Below are 18,771 nucleotides of genomic sequence, written 5' to 3' on the forward strand. Positions count from 1 at the left end.
GTCATCCGGAGGCGCAACTCACTTCGGCCAGGCGCAGGCCGTCCTGTTCTCGGGTCTGCGCCAGGTCAAGGCTGAAGGCGCACTGCTGATCGGCGGCCTGGCCCCAGACCAGACGGTAATGCCGGTCTTCACCGACGGACAGCAGTACCTGGCCCATGGGCCCCACGGCACTGACACGCTGCCCAGTGCCATCGAGCACCGCCGCGCCAAACGGCACCGTCGTGCCACCCGGCAAGCCCACCGTGGCCAGTACCTTGTCACTGCGCCGTGCGCTGAACCGCGCCAGCACCACCGCGCCGCGCCGTGGGACCACGGTACCGACACCATTGTCGATGTCGGTGTTGGTGTCCAGCTTGCGAGTGTCGAGGCTGATGCGGTTGCGTCGGTAAGGCTGAACATACGGCACCAGGCTGTATCCCCGAGCGTCGGTGAAGACACCGGGAGCATTCAGCACACCTACATTCGGCGTGTCCGTGACCTCGACCAGCGCCATGGTCTCACCCAGGTGCTGCCCCAACTGGATACCCCCAGCGTGGGCCAACAACGCCCCGGACATACCGATGTTGAGCGAGCGATAGTCGCTACTGTGGCTCAGCCCCGCATTAAGGTCGGCCCAGGGCGCACGGTAACCGACAGAGGCCGAGCCGGTATTGGCCGAACGTGCGTTGCGCTGCAGGTCGAGGTTGTAGTTGAGGTTGTTGTATTCACCGGCCAAACCACTCAACCCCAAATGCTGGCCCTGACTGCCATCAGCTTCGCGCTCCACGCTGACCCTCGCGCTCTGGCCCCCCAGAGGGAAACTGATGGTCAGGCCTACCTGCAGCCCTTGCTGATCGTCAGCACTCAGGCTCTTGCTGGCGTGCAGCGACAGGTTGGCCCGTTGTACTTGGCTGCTCACGCCGAACTGCAGCTGGCGTTGCTGGCGCGCGCTGTTCCAGTAATCCTGTTGGGACAGGTTCAGGTACATCGAAGTGCTGCTGGCAAAGCTTTGTGAAACGTTGGCCTCCAGACGGCTGCGCCGGCTGACCATCTTGTATTGGCTGTCGTCAGCCAACGCTTGCTGCCAGGTACGATCCCCCACCACTTCGCTGAAATCACGGTAACCGGGGGTCGAATAGCGGTAGCCGGCAAAACGCAGGTTGGTCCCCGTGGCGAAGGCCTTGCCATAACGCAGGCCATAGCTCTGTCCGGTCACGGCCGAGGGCCAGATATCCGACCGGGCGTGAGTGACGTCCAGTGATACCGCGCCCAGGCTGCCCAGCCCCTTGCCGACACCTAACTGGTAGGCGCGGTAACCCTCGCCCACCAGCCCCGCCACGGACATGGTGAAATCGCGTGGCAAACCTCGGGCATATGAACCGAGCATGAAGCCCGGCTGTGCTTCGGGTGAACTCGCCGCATGGTAGTGCCCGGCGGTCACGCTGTAGCGCCAGGTACCGTCGCGTAGCAGATTGCCAAGGGTTGCATAGGGCTGGGTGAAACGCTGCTGCGTGCCGTCGGCCTCGGTGATGATCACTTCCAGGTCGCCACTGCCGGATGCCGCGTTCAGGTCACGGATCTCGAACGCGCCTGGCGGCACGAAGGTGCTGTAGAGCGAATAGCCATACTGACGCACCTCGACTTTCGCTTGAGTGCGGGCAACACCCTGAATGACAGGCGCGTAACCTTGCAGCGAATCCGGCAGCATTTGCAGGTCGCTGGCCAGTTGCACGCCGCGAAACGGGATGCTTTGCAGGGTGTCACCCAGGGTCATGCTTTCTCCGATCAGCAGTTGCCCCGCGGTGCCTGGCAAGTCACGTTGCAGATAGCTGGCTGCGCGTTCCCAGGTGCCGTCCTTCTGATACGAAGAACTGGAGCGCAGGCGCCAAGCGCCAAGGTTCAAACCACCATTGAGGTAGAGGCTGTATTGATCAGTGCCCTGATGCTGGTACTCACTCCTGGAACCGGAAAACTGGTAGTTGAGAAACCCAGCATTGATCCCTGCGTCCCACTCTTCGGGGCGCACGTAGCCCAAGGCATCGTGCCTGAGGTAGACCTGTGGAACACTGATGTCGAGCCTGAGTTGGCGGCTGTCGAAATGTACCGACGCTCCCTCCAGTGTCGCCAACCAGTCGGGACAATCCGTGTCGTCGATGGCGGCGGGCAACTGGATTCCCAGCCGTTCCAGCTGCGCCCGGGACAGGCATGGGCTTAGCGCTTCGCCCATGCGCCGGAAGTCGACCTCACGTTGCCCGATTGCCTCCTGGTTCAGGCGCACACTGACCAGGTAGCGCCCGGTCGGCAACGCCTGCTCGTGCAGCATGGCCTGCAGGTCACCCTGCCAGCCCGAACCGCCAATATCGACCATGAAGCCGGTATCGAATTGTGAGCCGGCCGCGGCATCGCGCAGCATAACCAGGAACAGCACCGTCCCTGCCCTTGCCATTCGTCCCTGGATCATGCGGTCAGAACCCGACGCGGGCTTTCAGCGGGTCCTGGTAACCGCCATGATCGTTGATGGTTGAGAACTCGACCATCGCGCCCGCCACCCCGACCTGACGCTTGAGCGGGTAATCCAGGCTCGATCTGGGCGCCAGCATGTCGATGTCCCGCAGTTCGATCGGCTTCTGGCCGTCCGTGACCCGAATGCCAATGAAGGTGACGTGGTACGCGCTGGGGTTGCTGACCCGTAGCAGCGTGCCGGTGGGCCGGTCGATCAGTTTCCACTGCAACTGCCCAGGGGCTTGCAACGCGGTGCCCGGCAAGCCCTTTGGGCGGTAGAAGAGTTTGACTCGGGTGCGCACGGCGACCTTGAGCGCATTGTCCTGGCGCTCGTTCTGCACTGGAATTTCCTGGGCGTTGAAGTAGAACACCGACTCACGATCGCTTGGTAATTCACCGGGTGTCCTGATGATCCGCACCACCTGTTCTTCGCCGGCACGCACCCTGAACAGCGCGGGCATGGCAATGAAAGGGCTGGCGCGGTCGCGGCTGTCGGCGGCGTCATTGACCCAGGCCTGGACCGCATAGTCGTCACGCCCCAGGTTGGAAACGATGGTTGATACGCTGCGCTCGTCCGCGCCGAGCACGATGCGCGTGCCGTTGAGCATCACGCCGGCACTGGCCGGCAGTGCTGGCCAGCAGACGATGAGTGCAACGCAAATCCTGCGCAGGCCGAAGCCGCCCGCGCGCGCACGAAGAAGGGTTTTCATTGCAGTTCGAACCTGAACATTGACAGCACCGGAGCGCGACCTGGCCCCGGTGCAGGGGCGGGTTACTTGTAGTCGACGCTGAAGGAGGCCTTGGCGTTGGCAGTGCCTGGGGTAGCGGCGCCGGTGGCGATGTAGTTCGCGGTGAAACGCAGCGGCTCGCTCAGGTTGGCGTACTCGCTGGAGGAACGGCCCATCTGTACATCGTTGCCCGCGGCGTCGCGAATCTGTACCGCGACATTGCGCGCTACACCGTCGCTCCCGGCATTTTCAAGACCCAGCCATTCACCGTTGGGCCCGGCAACCCCGCTCATGCCGAGGAACCGTACGGTGGCCGTCTTGTCGCTTAGGTCGCAGTCCTCGTCCTCGACGCCCGAGGCTTGCAGATGAAGCTCGAACGCTGCGGCGCCGGCCGTATCGTTTAGTTTCTTCAGTGACTGGGAAGATACGTTGCCGAGTGACACGATCGAGCTTGCGGTGTTGTTGACATCACCGACGCTGACCGAGCAGGTTGAGGCGTTGACCGAGCCGACGAAACTGATCTCACCATCAGCGGCCATGCCGGATGTGGCGACGCAGCACAGGCCGACGGCCAATGCCGATTTCAGAAGATTCATGGAGGTGCTTCCTGTTTTCCGAAGTTGAAGGGAACCGCTGGATGCGGGCCGTTGCAGACTAGGGAAGCGATGCGCCAGGGGGTACGGGAGCCGTCTTGAATACGGGCGAGAGCAGTCTTGATACTTGCCCATATGTGGGTAAGAGCGGTCGAATAATAGGTCCGGCATGGCAGCAACCAGGCCCTGGCAGGCACTGAGGGAGGGACTGTCCCTTGACTCACACGCAAAACTCCTTGTCCCTTCCACCACTTTTTCCCATCCCCGCCTCCACCCAGAATCCGCCCCTGACACCATTTCCCGTTCAGGAGCCCACAACTTGCACTACTTCAAACCCCTGCTACTCACCCTGGCCCTGGCCACCACCGCCCAATCCACCCTGGCCGCCGACTGGCAATCCTCCCCCTACGGCCCGAACGACGAAATCGGCGCCGCCAACCTCCTCACCCCCGAGGTGGTCAAGCAAGCCATCACCCTGGTCAAGACCGGCAAGACCTATCCCCTCGCCGTCCCCGTCAGCAAGGACCTGCCCGCCTTCCGCCACCGCAGCTTCCACCTCTACAACATCCAGCCCGGCGAACAGGCCGGCCAGACCCTGGGCAAGAACAAGTTCAGCTTCAACGACGAGCTGGTCAACGGCTGGACCGGCGTCGGCACCCAGCTTAACGGCATCGGCCATATCGGTATCGACAACGTCTACTACAACGGTAACAAGGCCGCCGACTTCGTCACCGTCGAAGGCGTGACCAAGCTTGGCGTGGAGAAAGTGCCGCCGATGGTCACCCGTGGCGTGGTGCTGGACATGACCGCCTACTACGGCAAGGCCATCGTGCCGGGCGGGACGTCGTTCACCGTCAACGACATCAAGGCGGTGCTGAAGCGGCAAGGCATCACCCTGCGCAAGGGCGACGTGGTGCTGTTCAACACCGGCTGGCTGGAGCTGATCGGCAAGGACAACGCGCAGTTCCTCGCTACCGAGCCAGGCATCGACCTGCCGGCGGCCGAGTGGCTGGCCGACCAGGGCATCGTCGCCTTTGGCGGCGACACCTGGGCCTCTGAGGTCTACCCGAACCCTACCGGTGAGGAGTTCCCGGTCAACCAGTTCATGCTGGCCAAGCGTGGCATCTACAACCTGGAGCTGATCGACACCCGCGCCCTGGTGCGTGACAAGGCCTTCGAGTTCCTGTTCGTGCTGGGCCAGCCGCTGTACAAGGGTTCGACGCAGGTAAATATCAACCCGGTGGCCATCTATTGATCATCAGGCCTTGAGGTGTTGTACCTCGCCTCCCTGGGGCTGCTTTGCAGCCCTTCGCGGGTGAACCCGCTCCCACAGGTACAGCGCCAACTCCAGAAATTGGGCGATCCTGTGGGAGACAGCTTTCAGCCTGGCCGCGCTGTTTACGGCGCCGGGTAGAAGCCTCTGCATTCACGTCCTAAGGGACCGTCTGCAAACGTATTGCCGCTGCAGCAGTCCAACCCGTCGCGCCCCACGTAGGTCCCCGCCCTGCACGCTGCAGGCAGCAGCTTCCTCCAGGTTTTAGTCCCTGCGTCATTTCTGCCCGTGCCATTGAGCTCGTAGGTGCAGTCATGCTTACGCTTCTCTGCATTCGGCACCTGTTGGTTATAGGCTGCTTCCCCCAGCTGGAGACATTGCTTGTACTTGGGGAGATCCAGTTCGCGTTTGGCCTTCGCCTCTGCAATGATTGCGGTGCATTTGGGGTCACCCGGTGTAGCGAGGCAGTTGATTCGCCCACTCAATGCCTTGGCTCTTTCCCTCAAGCTTACGCACTCCTTCGCCAACAGAGGCTGCGCCGGTGTACTGGCGCACGCTTGCTGATAGAACGCCGGGGTGAAGTCGAAGGTATCCGGGTGCGGGCCACTCCCCCGATACATGACCTTCAAGCACTGCTTTTCACCGGACTCGAAGCAAATGCGACACTCTTCTTCCTTCACGCACTTGCTGTACTTCGTACCTTCCTTGTGAGCGAACTCTGTTCCATTCATGGCTTTGGAGAAGACGACATGTGCGTCGCAGTTAGCGGGACAAGAAACCCCATCGTCGTAGATCGTGAGTTTTTTGACCTCTGCCTGGCTGGCCGGCACCGCCGCTGCGAGGAACAGCATTGAGAACAGGAGTCGGATAAGCATGTGATCCTCCGTGGAACTAGCGGTTTAGCGTTTGGTAGCACGCCAAACCGCTTCACTTGGGACTGGCGCATCTGCTTGCTGGACGAACACGAACTGTGCGGTCAGCCGACAACATGCGGATAGATTGCAGGATGAATGACCTCCGAGTATTGCAGAGAAAGCTCAGCTAAAAAGTCGACAATATCGGCCCGTCTATTATCTCGATCATTGTACAGAGTTAATGCGGCCTGAATATTGCAATCAATATTCAGGCGTAGCGCCTCGGAAGATATTCTTTCGGCGCACCGCTGCATTGGTTCCGACAGGAGCTCTGGCGTTCCCGCTTGCGCGGGATCCTTTCCGAGTGGCAAATACTCTGGATGGCGAGGCACCAAATCATACCTGCAAAGCAAGTCATCGAGCAGCACCAGCACACTCACATAGTTGTTGAAGTCTTCAGTAATCCGCAGATTTAGAAAATGCTGTGCGGGTAGGTGTATGAACATGATTTCATTAACTCCATGCCAAGAGATCATTCACGGCATCTGCGTGGCCAGCATAGCATCCAGTATGGCCTTTCAGCTTCCCGTACCTGGTCGACTCATTGTCATTGAAGTAGATGTCGAACTCCAAATCACCGAGATCCTGAATCAGGTACTCGCATGAGCCCTTCAATCCCGAGCCTGCCAAAACTGCTCTTTGCGTGTTGAGTAACGCGTTTATATCGGGCTTGATCCTGTAAACCACCGGATAAAAGAAATCGAGATGTATGCGATCGGCAACCCGATTGAGGTCGTTCGCTATGCGCGGGAGGATCGTGTTGTCCTGTTCCCTGGCAAGAATGCCTTTGCGAACCGACATTCGATGTTGTGTCACGAATTTGTCGTAGGGATCCCGGTCCTGCCAAGGCTGATACAGGTCCATGTAGATCAACAGCGGGTTCGATGACTTCGGGTTGCCTCTTCCGTATGGGAAAAACCCTTCTGCGACGTACGTGAAATGCTTGCCGCCGTAGAAGTGCTTGTTAATGGAAAGCGTCAAGAACGTAGTCGTCGAATAATAGATAGCGGTCATTGTGTGTCTCCGTGCATAGGTTAGACTAATTGAACAAACCCCCATAATAAAAGTGACGTACCACCCCCTTCCTTTCTTACCTAATAGCGTCAATGACTCCAGAGGCTCACGCTTTCCAGTCGAGAGACAACCGTCACATCACCTGCGCACTGGTCAATCCTGCGTTTTGACCCAATCTTCCATTTTATGCTTGAACGCGGCCACTTCCTCTTTCTCCGCTTTGCTGGCTTTGGCCTTATAGCGGTCCAACACGAATTCGGCCTGCATCTGTACCTCTCTCCACTCCAAGACCGCCGGTACACGTCGTTTCAGGTCAGCGAATTCATTGAGCAACCGAGCGCTATTGGCTTTCAGTTTGCCGTTAAGCAAGACCAGATACAGACCGGCGAGGATCATCGCGACCACATTACCGAAGTCCGGACTGCTCTCTACCCAAGGCTTGAGCTGCGCCTGGACTCGCAGAATGTCAGCCTTTACCGGAGCGGGCTCAGCGACGAACAGTTGTGCGGCGAGGCGTTCGAGGGCTGGCTCGTAAGCGTGGCTCGGATCGCTGGCGGTAGCACGTTGCTCAGCCTCGGAAAAATAATCTTCCATCTTCTGCAAGGCGCTCAGCTCGGCGGGCTTGTCATTGGCTAGCAGCTCTATCCAAGCCAGGCGCTTATACGCTGTTCCGCAAAGACTGGTGCGCCCCACTGTCGGCTGTACCTTACACACCCCACTCAACATATTGATTGCACTAGTTATTTGCTCGCGGGCCGAGCTCAACTCGGCATTCAATGCCTGCGCAGACTCTTTGGCGGCCTCGTTCGCTTTCAGCCAGGCTCGGCGCGCCCGCAAATCACCCAATTGCTCGCTGGCTTTAAGACTGGCGCCGCCGTCGTTGGCGCTGATGGCACGCTCGAACCAGTCGATCGCACGTTTGGTCTCACCGGCTTCAGCCCAGGCTTGGGCGAACGCTTCGCACACTGATCCCATCTCGCTCCACAAACGCGCGAAGCGGGTTTCCAGGATCTCGATCATGTTGATGACCTGGGTCTTGGGTACTTTCTTGTAGCGGCTGTCATCGATGGCGATTTCCAATGCCAGCACCAAGGCCTGAGGTGAGGCGATGCTGTCGAAACCCTGGTCTGGAGCCGAAGCAGATTGCTTGGCATCTCCCGGTATACGCGTGAACACCCATTCCGGGTCGCCGTAACACTGGAATGCTGCCCAAGTGTTGCCTTCGGGAGCGGCCTGCCAGGCCTCCCGACGCGCCGACGCCACCGCATCAATGAACCGAAGGCCGTTCAGTACCTGGCTATAGAACTGGGTTGCAAAGAGACGGGCTACTTCGTCGTCTACCGCCCAGCCCGCGACGACAACGCAACGCACCCCGATGGCAATCAGCTCCTCGGCCACCGTAGCGGCGAAGCGCGTACGATCGTAGTTCAGATGCTCGGCCTTCAACAATTTGCTCTGATTGATCGCGCCCAGGTAGCAACAGTTGATGAAAACCAGTTCAGGCACTACGCGCATGCTCATCATTTCCCGAGGACCAAGAAAGATGTTTTTGGACAAAACGACGCCCCGTGGGTTGAGCATTTTCGGCTGAGCTTCACCAACCTTTGAAGGGGCATCGATGTTCGGCACGGGTAAGGTCTCGAACAGCGGCGGCTCGCCGTGGCCTGCAATGTGTACGATACGCCAGTCATGGGCCAGCAAGGCGCTGGTCACCGCTACAGCATCGACGTCAAGGCAGGGATCGGTATCGCTGGATATCAACGAGCGCACCCTGTCGGCCGACAAGTGGTTTTCCATCAGTTGACAGATGGCAAGGGCTTCGGTCCGCGCACCTGGCAGTCTCGGATAGCGTCTGGAGTCGGTGAGCGGCTCGCCGATGATCAGCACATAGGCTTCGGTGGTGGCATCGACTACCTGTTCACGATAGTTCTCGGTTCGGAGCTTGCGCAGAAGCTTGCAACGAATTGCCCAGGGTTCCTGTTCATCCGTCGTCGTTCTGTCCGGGTCGCGCTCGGTATTGAGTAATTCCCAAGGAATCGCCGCAGTAGAGCTGTCCAGTTCGATTTGCATCTCCGTTGTGCCACCTAGGTAGGTATCCATTTCCAGTGGCACCAACAATTTGAACAGTGTTTGACCGATAGTGTTGCCAGCCGAGGGCTGGTTCGACGAGGCGCTGACCAACTCTTGCAGCAACGCCACCTGCGTCGATTGTCCCCGAACTTCGGCGCGAGCGCGCCGGGTGTCCAAGGTGTAGACAATCATCGGCAACTGATTCTCATCGTATTGGGTTATCGCGGAAATGAAGTCGTAGCGAGTGCCTCGGTAACCGCCCTCCAGTGGCCGACGTAGCCAGCCGGTACCGGTCTTGATGGTCGGCGTCACCAGGAAATCTTTCGGCCGTGATTCGCCAAGCAGCTGCACTGCTCGCCAGGCGTCCGTGGCGCGATCCAGGTACAGCTCGGTCAAGTGCAAGTGGCTGACAGTCGGCCAATCCTTTCGTTTAAGGCGGATGTTAGCCTCGCGCACACCTTGGGCAATCAACGCCGCCGACTGCCCTGGCGACATGCCCGCCCCGCCGCTGCCGATCAGCGCGGCGGCCAGCTCGAACTGGACTGGGGCACCGCGGTGTTGTTCAGCCAAGCGCTGGGCCCAAGCCAATACGCCTTGACGCACCGTCAGCATAAGGTCATTGGAGGTCAGTTTGCCCTCTGATCCCAAGCCCACCACTATGGCTGCTTCGGGACGCGGTAGTTGCAATGGATTGTCACCATTGGCGGCAATGTTCATGAATGTCTGGTGGCTGCCTGGTTCCGAGGGATAGAGCCTCATCTTCAAGGCATCGCCCAGCAGGCCTCCGACCATTTCATCAACCACCCGTTCGCTGCCGGTCAGCCCGGCGCTGGCATAATGGCCAACGATCAGCGGATCGCGGGCGAACTTCAGGTTACAGTTGATCACCGTCACCGGTAGAGGCGGTAGTTCTTCCCGCGTCGTCTGGGTGATCACCTGACTGTACAAGTCGAATACATCACCGGCGCTGACTGGCACAGTGATCTGGTTGGCGCGCACCGGCCTGCTCGTGACGTAGGACAGCGATCTGCGTGTGGAAACCCCACGGCTGGTTGTTTCGCTCAACTCCCTTAGTTCAGTGGTTCGACCGGTCTGTAACAATGAGAGAAAAGCCGGGTACGCAGCTCGCTGCTTGGGCAAATCGCCGTGAGCGCAGTCCAATCGATAGGTTTGCACGCCGGGTAGCAGAGCGCTGTGCAGGGGCACCCGGCCATCGCCGCCACCCAATGCATCCAGGTAAGTGAAACCATCTTCGGCACTGATGTCATAACCATCGGGGGTAAATTGCGCATTGCCTACAACCATCGACAGCTTGCTCTGCCAGGCACTCAAGTCTTGAGCATCCAACGCCTTGCGCCACGCTGTCGCGACCTTCAGCACTTCGGCGCTGGGCACACCCCAATCGTAGTAATCCTGCTGGATACGCAGGTTGTGCCACAAGCTGTGCTCCTTCAACCATTGACGATCTTTTTCAGCCAAGTTCGCCCAAACCGCTGTATCGGACAGTTTGAGCACTGGATCGAGCAGGTTGGCTTGCAACTGGATGAATCCTGGCAAGGTCGCCATCAGCGCCCGGGAGTTCTGTGGTGAGAACGGCGCTCCAGCGAATGCCAGGCTGTTGCCGAACGAATCATCGCCTGACAGCACCTGCATTGGTGCCCACGAACCGCCATTGGGTGTACCAAGCATCAACAAGCGTGCCTCCGGGTCTGCCATCATGCGCGCCCACACTTGCGGACACTCAAGCAACATCGTTCGCGCCAGCAAACCTCCCATGGAGTGCGCCAGCATTCTTACCGGCTGTCGAGTACCGGACCTGGCATCGAGGGCCTTTTCTACTGCGTCGGCGAGACGTTTAGCCTCTCGCGCCATCGGCAGTCGCCAATCGTAGGCAAATTCAAACACCTCGTGGCTCGACTTGAGGTAGTCGATCAGGTCCTCGTAAACCAGTCCCACCGCGCCATCAGGTTCGACATTATCCTGCACGTCTTCCTGGTAGCTCAGTTTATCGAGACCATTGATTAACCATGGCCCCAGCCAGATACGCCGATCACCTACCTTGAGGTTGCTGCCGAGAATGCCCGGCAGTACAAATACCGCAGGCTTCTGTGCAGCAGGTTTGTCGTTGGCGCTGCCGCGCAGTCCTCCAGGATCGCGCCCCTGCCAAGAGAGTGGTCCGATATCACTGAACTCCTTGGGTTTGTCCAGTGTCAGGCCGTCGACAATGGCTGCCGCAGTGCGCTCGTTGCTGAAGTAGGAGAAATGCGAAACGGTACCGCCCCGATTCAGAAGAAAACTGGCCGACCTGCTTCTGGGGGCGCCGCCGTACATGGAGCTGGTTTGCACCACCAAGTCATTGTCGGTCCAGAAGTACGTGTCGGAGAGCAGGGTCTTGAGCCAGCTGATCACTGAGTCCGCTTCCATGTCACCTGCGATGACGCGCAACTCGCTGTCGACCGGTACTTGAATCAGGTGCAACCACTTGACCAGCGGACTGTCAGGCATCTGGGCAGCAAGGCCAGGCATCAGCAACGGGTTGCTACGCCGTCGTGCCACTTCGCTGATCAACTCGATTAGCTCAGGTACCACCGGCAGGCCACTCAGTTCCATGCTCCATTTAAGCACCGAAAGGTAGGCATCCAGTCTATTTGAAGCCAGTAGCGTACCCCGTGCGGGGCAGGCAACTCGCACGAAACGCGTGACCTTGAGGTTCTTTTCGTTGACCAGCTTGATCAGCTCTTGCAGATCACCGCGTTGAACCTTGTATTCATCGCCTTCGGCCAATTCATCGAAGCTCTGCTGAAGACGGTCGCCACCGTTGCAGACTTTGACCAGAACCTCGCCGACAAGTCCGCCCCGCGAGTGTGAAAGCAAGTGCATCACTGTATCTTGGGGGAGCGCCCGGGCCAATTCCATGGCGTTCTGAATCGGGCTGGCGGTCAAAGTTGCGTGGTCCAGAGCGTAGACGCCGTTGTAGGCATCAAACAAACGCCGAACTTTCTCTGGATGATCGACCCAAAGCTTGCCGAAAGTGCCCTGGGTAGTGGAGAAAGTGCCGTGCAGCAGTACCAGAATAGGCTTGCCGCTAATGGCAATTTCTGTGGCCGGGGTGCTGCCCTTGAGAGCTTTAAGCGCTTTGGCAGTGAGTTTGTAGAGGCCGGGATCGACCTGGCTGTCGACAGCTCTCGATGCCAGCGCAGCCGCGGTATCCACAACGTTATCTTTACCGACACCGGTGATGACCTGGATCAGTTTAACGAGCACCTTGCCTATCGGCCCACGTGACGGACCACGGGTCTGCCTCTGAACTTCAGCATGACCATCCCATGCCAGTTGCGCGGGGATCCGTATGCTGTCTGTGCCCTGAGCGCCTCGGGATGCCGAACTCTGCTGAGCAAGAAACAGTTCGCTCGCGGTCTGCGGGTTTAGTAGCAGCACGGGACCGTTGGCGATATGCACAGCCATTACGTCCTTATCCGGGTCGACGTTGAGCGACACTTCGCTACCGGTACCGCGACGCACCGCTACCTGAACCGAGTACTTTATCGTTCCGTCAGTCAATCCGGCCGGCAGTTGCAACGGCACCCTGAGGTTTGACGTATTTTGTTCATGCCCAGAAACAACAAACGTAATGCTCACCTTGTTCTCCCTGGCGCGCAGCCCGCTCATGAAGATCAATAAGTACGATAGGTGAGCGAAACGCCATCCTTATATTTTTTCGCCAAGTGAGCTATAGCCAACAGTTCGCCTGCTTAAGCGATGGCTACATAGGTGTAACGGCTATAGAACATAGGCAATGAAACATATTTCCGAGCAAAACCTTATAGCTTTCAAGGCACACTGACCAGAGAAGGGATAGCGCCCTGGCCAAACTAGGTTTGGCCCTACAGCCAAAAACCAATACGCGCTATTGTTCAGTGGCTTCCTATTTAGTTTCGGTCACCTTCATGAAGCGTCAGTTTGGCCATTACTTTGCGAACACTGACGATCAACTTGAAAACAAAAAAGAACACAACCGGTATTCCACGGCGTTCTATGGCCGTCGCGCTCCACATCAAGCCCTGTCGGAATTTCAATAAACAACTGCATGATGGTGACTCCTTGGGCGCAAGTAGCCGCAAAACAGCTCACCCCGTCACCACCTCATACCTCACCCGATGCGCCTCGGTCGGCAGCGGCACCTCCCACTTGAACAGCATCCGCCGTATATCGTCATTGCGCAGCGACGTGTCGCGTCGCTGGTTACGCCGCATGATCTCCTCCTCCGGCCGCTCCAGGTAGACGATCTCCACCTGCGCCCCGTAGCCATACAGCAAGTCCAGCGTACGGCTGCGCATCTGCGCCGACAGGTGCGTCGAGTTCCACACAAACGGCCTGTGCTCGCGCAACAGCGCCTTGGCCCGGTCGATGGCGTAGTGCGCGGCGGCGCCTTCGTTCTGGCCGTGGCGCAGGCCCAGGGCCTGGCGTGCGTCGTCGAACGACACCACCGGCAGGTCCGGGTGGTGTCGGGCGGTCCAGGTGTCCTTGCCGCTGGCCGGAAGGCCCGAGAGCATCACCACCTGGGAGCCTTGGGGTTCATGCAACGCATAGTCCGGGTGCACGCGGGCGCCACGCAGGTACTGAATACGCGTGTACTCGTCGGCAAACGCCCGTGGGCCGTACAAGCATCCCTCCTCTGCCGCCAGCTCGCGCCACAGTTCGATGGCGGTCAGCACATCGGCCTTGCCGGCATAGTGGCGGCCCTGCATGTCGGCCTCGGCCACCGCGCAGAGCATCCACACCGGCAGCTCCCAGGACAGCTTGTGCAGCAGGAACTCCGCGCTGCGCCCGCTGCGATCGCCCTGCAGGGCAAAGAACGGCAGTTGATGCACGGTAATGATTCGGCAGATCTGTTCACGCAGCGCGAACGGCACGCCGGCGCGCCACAGCAGCAGGCGCGCATCCACCGCACCTCGGCGCGAGTGGCCGGGTTGGCCGATGCGCCCGGTCTGCGGGTCGATCACCGTGGTGTCGGGTTTGGCGATGTCATGCAGCAGGGCAGCGAAGAACAGCACGAAGCGCTGCTCGGCGCTGGCGTCGCGGTAGGCGCTCTGCGCCAGCAGCGCCTCGACCACCAGGCACGTATGGACCCACACATCGCCCTCGGCGTGATAGGTCGGATCCTGTGGGGTGTCGGCCAGGCGTGCCAGGGCCGGGATGGCCGCCAGGCAAGCGGCGCTGTCCATGTCGTGCCCGGGGTCGGGCACCAGTTGTTGCAGTTGTCGAATATCCATTTCAGGAAGCTCCTTCAGTCGCCGCGGCGTTGGCCGTGCCAGTCCAGGGACAGGCGCGGTGCATAGAGATCGACGCCGGCGGCCAGTTGATTGGGTATGTACGGTTGGTTGGCATGGTGCTGGTCGGCGTCGAGGATGGCCTGGACGAAGTCCTGGCGCACCCACTTGAGCCGGCCCAGGGTCTGGCGCTCGTCTTCGAGCTTCAGGTACAGGCCCTCCATGCGGCTCGAGCGATCGCACTGGCGCCAGGCGCGGGCCAGGTCGAGGCCTTCGCGGCGCACCACCTGCTCGAACACTTCGCGCCATTGCGCGGTCTTGGCCAGCGAGTCGCCGAGCAACGCCATCAGCTCGGCGTAGCGGCGTGGCGCCGGGCCTTCGTACAGCACCGGCACCGACAGCACCGGTCCATTGGCGAGCAGGCGGCGGCGCGCCGCGGTGGACAGGAACAGCCCCGTGGCGCGGTCCCACACGTCGAACTCGCAGAAAAAATGCGGCAGGTGGTCGTAGAACACCGAGTGTTTCTTGTGCAGCCACTCGCCATACAGCACGAAGCGGTCTTCAAGGCGCTCCAGCAACCAGTGCTCGTGGGCCACGGCCCATTGCTTGAACAGGTTGAACTGGCGCTCGCGGCCACCGCCGCTGAGGTAGTGGCCACGCGATTGCAGGCGGAGCTCGCCACCGTTGGTAAAGCTGATGCCGGCGTTGGCGCCGTCGAGTTTCTCTTCCACCACCAGCCATTGGCCGGCCAACGAGCCATAGGCCACCTGGCCGGCATCGCTGTCGCCGTCCTGCAGGCGCGAGCCTTGCAGATGGGGTGTGCGGGGGTATTTGAGCAGTTCGAGGGAATGTGCGTCGGCACGAAAATCCATGTTCATGGGTTTCTCCTTGGAAATAGGGAAAAACCGACGACAGGATCAGGCAGGTACGAGGATGAAGCGCCGCCGCGCGCAAGCACGGGCAGCCATCAGGCACGATGGACCGTCGTCGGTATCAGGCGTGTTTGATGGCGCAGGGCACTGGCTTCACCACTTGGCAAAAGGTTGCGGGGATTCGAGGGCGCATATTCAACAGCAGGTACCGCTAGCGGGTCAAGCCTTCAATAGCATCAATGTGATAGCATCCGCGTGCCCCTGGAGGGGCAATCTTTTGAAACCCCGCAAGGAACATGCTTCGTGAAAGACTTCGTCATCAGCGTCAACAACATCGTCCTCTACATCTCCCTGGCCGTTATCTGGCTCTTCGCGCTCATCACCCTGTTCACCGGCGGATTCCTGCCAGCCTTGGGTGTGTTCGTGGCCGGTAGCCTCGGCTGGTGCATCGTTTCCGGCTTCTGGTTCGTCCAGTCCGCCACCTACGAAGAGCTGCGCAAGCTCAACGCCAGCAAAGACTGACGCTCTGCTCGGTACGCGCGCTCATGGCGCGCCTTCCGGCAAGCGTCGGAAGAACAGGGTGATCTGGCCGATCTCCAGGCCCAACTTGCTCATGCGCGAGCGGTTGATCAGGGTGTCCTCGTCCATCAGGTACATCCAGTCGTCCAGGTCCACCTGCCAGTGCCGCCCGTCCACGGGCAGATCCAGCGTGTAGCGCCAGCGCAGTGCGTTACCGGCCACTTCACCGCGCGCCTCGCCGATCACATCCCCCGCCGTGCCGCGCCAGCGATCGGGGCCGTCAGGCACCAGCGTCCAGGTGCGCCGCTGGCGTGTGCCATCGCTGTAGAGAAACTGCTCGTCGAGGATCAGCCGTTCGCCTTCCCGGCGGCTGTCGATGCGAACGTGAAAGCGCTTCACCACTTCCCCGGAGCGCTTCTGGAACATGCCCCAGGCCTGCACCGGGCGCGAAAAAAAGGCCGCCAGGTCGAAACGGGGTTGCTCCGCGGCGTAGCGCTCGACGTCGACATTGCCGCAACTGCCCAGTACCAGGCAGGCCGCCAGCAACAGCATTCTGTACATGTTCAGGATCCTCCTCGAGGCTTGCCGGCCAGGCCGAGCAGTTGCAGGCGCAACTGGGCGTCCCGAGCCCGCGGGTCCAGCCAGATGGCGAAGAACGCCCGGGCAAAGGCCGGGTCGGCAAGGGTGCGGGTGGGCTGCTCATCGACATAGAAGCGACCGCCCTGCCCTGGCAGGTACAAGCCCGTGATGCGCATGCCGGGGCGCACATCCACGAATGCCTCCTGTAGTGCCTTGGCCCAGGCTGCAAGCTGTTGCGGCGTCACACGGCCGGCGCCTAGTCGACGCATCTCTTCAAGGCTGGCTTGCACCAGCGTGTCCCGGGACAATGAGCGGTGGTAGGTCAGTTCCAGGGCGAAAGGTTGGTTCCAGTCATGGCGCGGACCCTCGGTCCACAAGCGGGCGCTGTACAGCCGCAGGCCGAACCAGGTGAAGTCGCCACCGCCCAGTTGCTGGGCCGCCGGCAGCGCTGCACGCCAGTCCGCATTGGCCACTGGCATCGACATCAGCAGCAGGCAGAGACAGGCCCAGCGCGCAAGGAATGCCATGGCGAATCTGCAAGGAGAGAAAACCTATACAATACTAGGATTTTGTATAGATAAAATCAAATCATGTATAGATCAGCGGGTGCACCACTGCGCGATGCCGGTTGCCCGTTGTGCCTCACGGGTGAGGCGCAACGGTAGTGGATATCGGATCAAGGAAGACCAGTTGCAGCGGCTCCGCCAACAGCAGGTCGGCCTGTTCGGCAAAGCGCTGGAAGTGGCCGGTGGCCAGGTGCGTGTCCAGGGCCTGCTGGTGGTCGAACGCCTCACGCATGTAGAACGTCCCGGGCTCATCGCTGCGCTCGAAGAGCATGTAGTCGCGGTTGCCGGGTTCCGCCCGGGTTGGCTCGATCAAGGCCAGCAAGGCGGCTTTCAGCGAGGCTGCGTGGCCTGGCTTGGCCTTGAGGATGGCAAGGGAAACGAGGGGATGGTCTTGTTGCTTCATATCTGGCTCCTGGTCAGTTGCGGATCGACTGGCCTGCGGTTGTTTGTGCATGGGCTATTGACCGTGTGTGGGCCGTTGGGTGTCCGCCGCGATTCTTGCAGCGCCTATGAGATCGAGCGCCGCCCGCGCGGCGCATCGCGGGACAAGCCCGCTCCTACATCTGTTTCGGGCCAATTTTTCCTGTGAATGAGGCGGCGCCCGCCTTGGTGCATGCCTCAAATCGTGCGGGGCGGCAGTGGTGCCCATGCAGAGATTTCGTCGGGCCAACAAGGCGGACCCGGTAATGGCACAGGATTGACTGGCCCGAAACAGATGTAGGAGCGGGCTTGTCCCGCGATGCGCCGCGCGGGCGGCGCTCGATCTGATAGGCGCTGCAAGGCTTTCGGCGGACACCTTGAAAAGACTGGCTTCAGAACCCTTCCAAAACAATCTTGCCGCGCGACTTGCCGCTCTCGACCAGCGCATGGGCACGGCGCATGTTGGCGGCATTGATGGCACCGAAATGCTCGCCCAGGGTGGTGCGCAGGATGCCCTGGTCGATCAGCCCGGCCACCCGCTCAAGCAGCTCGTGCTGGCGCACCATGTCGTCAGTCTGGTACAGCGAGCGGGTGAACATCAGCTCCCAGTGCAGCGACAGCGACTTGCGCTTGAGCGGGATGACATCCAGGGTCTGCGGGTCGTCGATCACCCCCAGGCGACCTTGTGGCCGCAGCACCTCGACCAGTTGCGCGAAGTGCTGCTCGGTATGGGTGAGGCTGGCGACATGGCTCACCGACTCGATCCCCAGGGCCTGCAGTTGCCCGTGCAGTGGCGCGCTGTGGTCGATGACATGATGGGCGCCCAGTTCGCGCACCCAGTCGGCGGTCTCGGCGCGGGAGGCGGTGCCGATGACCGTCAGGCGGGTCAGTTGCCGGGCCAGTTGCACCAGCATCGAGCCGACGCCGCCGGCGGCGCCGACGATCAGCAGGGCATCGCCCTCGCCGCCGCCTTCGACTACTCCCAAGCGATCGAACAGCAGCTCCCAGGCGGTGATGGCCGTCAGCGGCAGCGCTGCCGCCTGCGCCGCACCCAGGCTGCACGGTTGGTGCCCGACGATGCGTTCGTCGACCAGGTGGTATTCGCTGTAGCTGCCGGGCCTGGCGATGGAGCCGGCGTAGTACACCTGGTCGCCGGGCTTGAACAGGGTCACCTGAGGGCCGACTTCACGGACGATACCGGCCGCGTCCCAGCCGAGTATTTTCGGCTCGCGCGTGAAAGTACCGGCACGCACCTTGGTATCGACGGGGTTGACCGACACGGCCTTGACCTCCACCAGGATGTCCCTGGGCCCTGGACTCGGCCTGGGCATGTCGATGTCCTGAAGGGACGCAGGGTCTTCGATGGGCAGGCCGTTCTGGGTATAACCGATCGCTTTCATAGGCATTCGCTGCTGGATATGGTTTGATTCGTGAACCCAGTCTGGCGTGTCCGGTCGTTGGGAAAAACGGGT

General features: G+C 60.5%; 16 protein-coding genes. 2 read left to right on the top strand and 14 right to left on the bottom strand.

What is annotated here, in order from left to right; translation table 11 throughout:
• Position 1: 1 nt before the first annotated feature.
• From NMG10_RS02035 to NMG10_RS02045, 3 genes are all read right to left on the bottom strand, one after another.
• The gene (locus tag NMG10_RS02035) at positions 2-2,407 is read right to left on the bottom strand and encodes a fimbria/pilus outer membrane usher protein (RefSeq protein ID WP_254463688.1); all 2,406 of its coding nucleotides are present in this window, start codon (positions 2,405-2,407) and stop codon (positions 2-4) included.
• 37 nt (positions 2,408-2,444) lie between these two features.
• Positions 2,445-3,191, bottom strand: a complete 747-nt coding sequence (locus NMG10_RS02040) for a molecular chaperone (protein ID WP_254463691.1) — start codon at positions 3,189-3,191, stop codon at positions 2,445-2,447.
• A gap of 62 nt (positions 3,192-3,253) precedes the next feature.
• Positions 3,254-3,805 (bottom strand): fimbrial protein, encoded by a 552-nt coding sequence (locus NMG10_RS02045; protein ID WP_110737120.1) that lies wholly within the window; start codon positions 3,803-3,805, stop codon positions 3,254-3,256.
• Between the two features lie 316 nt (positions 3,806-4,121).
• Here NMG10_RS02045 and NMG10_RS02050 point away from each other — a divergent pair, with 316 nt between their 5' ends.
• A complete protein-coding gene (locus NMG10_RS02050) occupies positions 4,122-5,057 on the top strand; it encodes a cyclase family protein (RefSeq protein ID WP_254463693.1) in 936 nt (311 codons plus the stop codon).
• 143 nt (positions 5,058-5,200) lie between these two features.
• Here NMG10_RS02050 and NMG10_RS02055 read toward each other — a convergent pair whose 3' ends face one another.
• From NMG10_RS02055 to NMG10_RS02085, 7 genes are all read right to left on the bottom strand, one after another.
• The gene (locus NMG10_RS02055) at positions 5,201-5,950 is read right to left on the bottom strand and encodes a hypothetical protein (protein ID WP_254463695.1); all 750 of its coding nucleotides are present in this window, start codon (positions 5,948-5,950) and stop codon (positions 5,201-5,203) included.
• 101 nt (positions 5,951-6,051) lie between these two features.
• Entirely contained in the window at positions 6,052-6,435 is a 384-nt protein-coding gene (locus NMG10_RS02060; protein WP_254463696.1) for a hypothetical protein, read from the bottom strand.
• Between the two features lie 7 nt (positions 6,436-6,442).
• Positions 6,443-7,003, bottom strand: a complete 561-nt coding sequence (locus NMG10_RS02065) for a hypothetical protein (RefSeq protein WP_254463698.1) — start codon at positions 7,001-7,003, stop codon at positions 6,443-6,445.
• Between the two features lie 153 nt (positions 7,004-7,156).
• Positions 7,157-12,742, bottom strand: coding sequence for a CHAT domain-containing protein (locus tag NMG10_RS02070; protein ID WP_254463700.1), 5,586 nt, complete (start codon positions 12,740-12,742; stop codon positions 7,157-7,159).
• 276 nt (positions 12,743-13,018) lie between these two features.
• Positions 13,019-13,162, bottom strand: coding sequence for a hypothetical protein (locus NMG10_RS02075; protein ID WP_254463702.1), 144 nt, complete (start codon positions 13,160-13,162; stop codon positions 13,019-13,021).
• 38 nt (positions 13,163-13,200) lie between these two features.
• Complete coding sequence (locus tag NMG10_RS02080) at positions 13,201-14,346, bottom strand: AAA family ATPase (RefSeq protein ID WP_254463704.1); 1,146 nt, start codon at positions 14,344-14,346, stop codon at positions 13,201-13,203.
• Between the two features lie 14 nt (positions 14,347-14,360).
• Positions 14,361-15,221 carry an RNA ligase family protein gene (locus NMG10_RS02085; RefSeq protein WP_232856240.1) on the bottom strand — a complete coding sequence of 287 codons (861 nt, stop codon included), beginning with the start codon at positions 15,219-15,221 and terminating at the stop codon, positions 14,361-14,363.
• 297 nt (positions 15,222-15,518) lie between these two features.
• Between NMG10_RS02085 and NMG10_RS02090 the strand changes: the two genes are divergently transcribed.
• Positions 15,519-15,737 carry a hypothetical protein gene (locus NMG10_RS02090; RefSeq protein ID WP_050705559.1) on the top strand — a complete coding sequence of 73 codons (219 nt, stop codon included), beginning with the start codon at positions 15,519-15,521 and terminating at the stop codon, positions 15,735-15,737.
• Between the two features lie 21 nt (positions 15,738-15,758).
• On the opposite strand, the gene NMG10_RS02095 is transcribed toward NMG10_RS02090, so the two are convergent.
• The 4 genes from NMG10_RS02095 to NMG10_RS02110 form a co-directional block, all read right to left on the bottom strand.
• Positions 15,759-16,295: a DUF3833 domain-containing protein gene (locus NMG10_RS02095; protein WP_232856241.1), complete on the bottom strand. Its 537-nt coding sequence runs from the start codon at positions 16,293-16,295 to the stop codon at positions 15,759-15,761.
• Positions 16,296-16,297: 2 nt separating this feature from the next.
• Positions 16,298-16,840: a chalcone isomerase family protein gene (locus NMG10_RS02100; protein WP_232856242.1), complete on the bottom strand. Its 543-nt coding sequence runs from the start codon at positions 16,838-16,840 to the stop codon at positions 16,298-16,300.
• 115 nt (positions 16,841-16,955) lie between these two features.
• A complete protein-coding gene (locus tag NMG10_RS02105; protein ID WP_254463706.1) occupies positions 16,956-17,282 on the bottom strand; it encodes a putative quinol monooxygenase in 327 nt (108 codons plus the stop codon).
• Between the two features lie 409 nt (positions 17,283-17,691).
• Positions 17,692-18,699, bottom strand: coding sequence for a zinc-binding alcohol dehydrogenase family protein (locus tag NMG10_RS02110; protein ID WP_254463707.1), 1,008 nt, complete (start codon positions 18,697-18,699; stop codon positions 17,692-17,694).
• Positions 18,700-18,771: the final 72 nt, after the last annotated feature.

Source organism: Pseudomonas sp. DVZ6, assembly GCF_024259445.1.
Taxonomy (GTDB): domain Bacteria; phylum Pseudomonadota; class Gammaproteobacteria; order Pseudomonadales; family Pseudomonadaceae; genus Aquipseudomonas; species Aquipseudomonas peradeniyensis.

What these genes read in the sequence shown, in the direction of transcription:
- NMG10_RS02055 (WP_254463695.1), bottom strand. Translation starts at nt 5,950, where the DNA reads ATGCTTATCCGACTCCTGTTCTCAATGCTGTTCCTCGCAGCGGCGGTG.
- NMG10_RS02075 (WP_254463702.1), bottom strand. Translation starts at nt 13,162, where the DNA reads ATGCAGTTGTTTATTGAAATTCCGACAGGGCTTGATGTGGAGCGCGAC.
- NMG10_RS02080 (WP_254463704.1), bottom strand. Translation starts at nt 14,346, where the DNA reads ATGGATATTCGACAACTGCAACAACTGGTGCCCGACCCCGGGCACGAC.
- NMG10_RS02110 (WP_254463707.1), bottom strand. Translation starts at nt 18,699, where the DNA reads ATGAAAGCGATCGGTTATACCCAGAACGGCCTGCCCATCGAAGACCCT.
- NMG10_RS02100 (WP_232856242.1), bottom strand. Translation starts at nt 16,840, where the DNA reads ATGGCATTCCTTGCGCGCTGGGCCTGTCTCTGCCTGCTGCTGATGTCG.
- NMG10_RS02070 (WP_254463700.1), bottom strand. Translation starts at nt 12,742, where the DNA reads ATGAGCGGGCTGCGCGCCAGGGAGAACAAGGTGAGCATTACGTTTGTT.
- NMG10_RS02085 (WP_232856240.1), bottom strand. Translation starts at nt 15,221, where the DNA reads ATGAACATGGATTTTCGTGCCGACGCACATTCCCTCGAACTGCTCAAA.
- NMG10_RS02095 (WP_232856241.1), bottom strand. Translation starts at nt 16,295, where the DNA reads ATGTACAGAATGCTGTTGCTGGCGGCCTGCCTGGTACTGGGCAGTTGC.
- NMG10_RS02060 (WP_254463696.1), bottom strand. Translation starts at nt 6,435, where the DNA reads ATGTTCATACACCTACCCGCACAGCATTTTCTAAATCTGCGGATTACT.
- NMG10_RS02045 (WP_110737120.1), bottom strand. Translation starts at nt 3,805, where the DNA reads ATGAATCTTCTGAAATCGGCATTGGCCGTCGGCCTGTGCTGCGTCGCC.
- NMG10_RS02065 (WP_254463698.1), bottom strand. Translation starts at nt 7,003, where the DNA reads ATGACCGCTATCTATTATTCGACGACTACGTTCTTGACGCTTTCCATT.
- NMG10_RS02105 (WP_254463706.1), bottom strand. Translation starts at nt 17,282, where the DNA reads ATGAAGCAACAAGACCATCCCCTCGTTTCCCTTGCCATCCTCAAGGCC.
- NMG10_RS02040 (WP_254463691.1), bottom strand. Translation starts at nt 3,191, where the DNA reads ATGAAAACCCTTCTTCGTGCGCGCGCGGGCGGCTTCGGCCTGCGCAGG.